Source organism: Streptomyces sp. NPDC002690, from assembly GCF_053592415.1.
The window spans coordinates 1-3,107 of sequence record NZ_JBSFVR010000566.1 but is presented as its reverse complement, the minus strand read 5'-3'; the positions used below and the strand labels follow the sequence as shown (position 1 = coordinate 3,107).

Below are 3,107 nucleotides of genomic sequence, written 5' to 3'. Positions count from 1 at the left end.
CGGCGGCGGCAGGGGGTGCGGGCGGCACTCGCAGGACGGGGTGGTCGGGGAAGGCGGGCGCGGGGGGCCGTACGGCACCGGGTGAGGTCGTGTTCCGAGCTGTTCCAGTTCGAGGATGGTGAGGGTGTTGTCTCCGGACCTCAACAGCGGTGCCGGGCAGTACAAGGTGACCTGGGGCCCGGTCTCCCGGTAGCGGCCGAGCAGGAACCCGTTGACCCATACGAAGCCGCGGCGCGAACCCGGCAGCACCAGGAAGGTGTCCGCCGGGGTGTCGACATGGAGCCCGGCGACGGCGAACCCGGTGGTCGGGACGGGGGAACCGGTGAGCGGACCCGACGGCTCCGCTTCCGCGGCGAGCGCCGCGGACAGCTCCGTTTCCGCCCACTCCTGGAGCGCGACCGGCGCGCTCTCCCAGCCCTGCACCGTGCGCCGGTCGACCAGGACCGGGCCGAGCAGGCCCTTGTGCCCGCCGACGGTGGGTCCGTAGTTGATCCGGCCGAGGTTCTCGACCAGCACCTCCAGCTTCACCACCTCGCCCGTCCCCTCCACCGGCAGTTCCCGGGAGTCGGCGTCGGCGATGCCGATGAAGGCGCCGTCGACGAAGACGAGGGCGCGGTCGCGCACGTCGGTGAGGGTCAGCTGGTGCGTGCCCGCCGGGACGCGTGGGTGCGCGGTGTACAGGACCATGCCCGCGTCCAGGCCGAGCTGCTCGAACGAGGCGGGGCGCGGCGCGGTGCTGATGGTCGTCGGCGGTACCGCGCGCAGCCCGGGAAGGATGCCGGCCCGGCGCGTGAGCGGGACGCGGGCGGGCGGGAGCGTCGGCATCCGCTCCGGCGACCGGAGTGGGCCTTCGGCGCCGAACACCTCGCGCATGGCGAAGAACTTGGGCGTGAAGGAACCGTCCTCGGCGATCGGTGCGTCGGAGTCGTAGCTGGTCACCACAGGTTCCAGCCGGCCGTCCGTCTCGTTGGCACCCGCCCACAGACCGAAGTTGGTGCCACCGTGCGCCATGTAGATACTTACGCCACCACCGTCCGCGATGATGCCGCGCAGGGTGTGCACGGCGCTCTCCACCCCGCGTACGTGGTGCTTCTTGCCCCAGTGGTCGAACCAGCCGCTCCAGAACTCGGCGACCAGGAAGGGCTCTTCGGGGCGCCTGCCGGCGAGGAGCTTCCGGGCGGCCTCGGGCTTGGAGCCCAGGGTGGCGGCCATCAGGGTGCCCGGCAGGGAGCCGCCGTCCAGCATGAGTTCGGTGGGGCCGTCCGCGGTGAACAGCAGCTCCTCGATGCCCCGTTCGGTCAGGGCGTCGCGGCTCCAGCGCATGTAGGCGTGGTCGTCGCCGTAACTGCCGAACTCGTTCTCCACCTGTACCGCGACGACCGGCCCGCCGCGGGACGCCTGGAGCGCCGCGATACGGGGGATCAGCTCGTCGAACCAGGTGCCGAGGGCGGAGGTGAACGCGGGGTCGGAGCTGCGCGGGGCGAGGTCGCGCCCGGTGATCCAGCCCGGCAGACCGCCGTTGGACCATTCCGCGCAGATGTAGGGGCCGGGCCTGACGATGACGTCGAGGCCCTCCTCGCCCACCATGCGGATGAACCGTTCGAGGTCGCGCCAGCCGTCGAAGTCCGCCGGCCGGTCCTCACGGGGCTGATGGAAGTTCCACGCCACGTACGTGTCGACGGTGTTGAGCCCGAGATCGGCGATCCGGCGGATGCGGTCCCGCCAGAGGTCGGGATGAACCCGGAAGTAGTGCAGCGCTCCCGACAGAATCCGGTGCGGAAGGCCGTTGCGGTACATGCGGCCATCGCGCCAGGACAGTGCTGCGGTGGCGGGGCCCGCCGTCGCAGCGTCCGTGGGGCGTGCCGGGGGGATGTGTGTCGTGGGCGGCTCAGTCACGGCGCGAGCGTATGTTATCGATGACATGTATAACAAGCTTGGTAGAGTCCAGCAGCCGATCCCGGAGGATGGAGCGACTTGAACGAGGACATCGCGAGGCCGAGGCAGCCGAGCATGGCCGACGTGGCCCGCATCGCCGGTGTGTCGGCGCAGACGGTGTCCCGCGCGCTGCGCGGTTCGCCCAACGTCAACCCCGACACCAACCGGCGCGTGCTCGCCGCCGTGGAGCAGGCCGGCTACCGGTTCAACAGCGCCGCCAGGGCGCTGTCTTCGGGGCGCAGCCACACGATCGGGCTCGTCCTGTTGGAGTCCGGCGGGTACTACTCGCGCTCGGCGGTGACCGCCGGTGTCGAGTCGGCGGCGGGCGCGGCCGGGTACGCGGTGAGCATCGCGACCATCGCCGGGCTCGACGCCGGCCTGATGGAGCGGTCCCTCGCCAAGCTCGCCGACCAAGGCGTCGACGGTCTGGTGATCGCCGTGCCGCTCATCTCGGTGACGCAGAAGATAGAGGACCTCACCCGCGAAATCCCGACCGTCACCCTCGACGGGTCGCGGACGCAGGGGGCCCGGGTGCTCGGGATCGACCAGGCCGAGGCGGGGCGCCTGGCCACGCAGCATCTGCTCGACCTGGGCCATCGGCAGATCTGGCACATCGCCGGGCCGGACGAGTGGATCGAGGCGCGCCAACGGCGCCAGGGCTGGCGGGAGTGCCTGGACGCGGCCGGGATCGAGGCGCCGACCCCCCTGGAGGGGGACTGGTCGCCCGACTCCGGGTACCGGCAGGGGCAGATCGTCGCGATGATCCCGGAGATCACCGCGGTCTTCGTCGCGAGCGACGAGATGGCGTTCGGGGTGATCAGGGCCCTGCGCGAGCGCGGCCGGTCGGTGCCCGACGACGTCTCCATCGTGAGCGTCGACGACATCGCGCTGGCGGCCTACTGCGCGCCGCCCCTGACGACCGTCCGGCAGGACTTCTACGGCTACGGCGCCGCGGCCGTCACGCTGCTGCTCCAGGGGGAGGACGCCGTCGAGGAATCGGCCGTCACCGCCTCCCTGTCGGTGCGCGGCTCCACCGCGCCGCCGCGCCGGGACTGACGTCCGGGCTCCTCGCGCGCCGGAGGTGGGGCTGCGCCGCCGCGCCGGGGAGCGAGGCCGGGGCTCCTCGTGCCGACCCCGCCGGGGCTGGGGCCGGGGCTCCTCGCGCCCATCGG

Annotated in this window: 2 protein-coding genes; one reads left to right on the top strand and one right to left on the bottom strand. The window is 72.3% G+C overall.

Translation table 11 applies throughout. The features are described 5' to 3' along the window. Nucleotides 1-1,923: glycoside hydrolase family 35 protein (locus tag ACWD3D_RS35235; protein ID WP_451464758.1), on the bottom strand; the 1,923-nt coding region annotated here is incomplete at its 3' end. A gap of 51 nt (nucleotides 1,924-1,974) precedes the next feature. Between ACWD3D_RS35235 and ACWD3D_RS35230 the strand changes: the two genes are divergently transcribed. Continuing rightward, nucleotides 1,975-2,991, top strand: a complete 1,017-nt coding sequence (locus ACWD3D_RS35230) for a LacI family DNA-binding transcriptional regulator (RefSeq protein WP_451464757.1) — start codon at nucleotides 1,975-1,977, stop codon at nucleotides 2,989-2,991. Nucleotides 2,992-3,107: the final 116 nt, after the last annotated feature.